Genomic DNA, 271 nt, shown 5'->3' on the forward strand with positions numbered 1-271 from the left:
GGACGTGGTGAGCGTGGCCGTACCACCGGTGAGGGCGCTCGTACCCAGGAGAGTGGCACCGTCGAAGAAATCGACCGAACCCGTAGGCGTACCAGAACCCGGCGCAACAGCCGCCACCGTCGCGGTGAGCGTCTTCGCCTGGCCGAAGACCGAGGGGTCGGGGGCGGAGGTGAGCGTGGTGGCACTCGCCGCCTGGGTGACGGTCTGGGTGTCCACGGGCGAGGTCGACCCACTGAAGTCGGCGTCGCCGCTGTACACCGCCGTCAGGAGA

At 69.4% G+C, this 271-nt stretch carries 1 protein-coding gene; it reads right to left on the bottom strand.

What is annotated here, in order from left to right; genetic code table 11:
* Positions 1-271 (bottom strand): Ig-like domain repeat protein (locus tag VT52_RS34835; protein ID WP_206306700.1); only part of this gene is annotated, 271 nt, incomplete at both ends.

Origin of the sequence: Streptomyces malaysiense (genome assembly GCF_000980885.2) — a bacterium.
GTDB lineage: Bacteria > Actinomycetota > Actinomycetes > Streptomycetales > Streptomycetaceae > Streptomyces > Streptomyces malaysiense.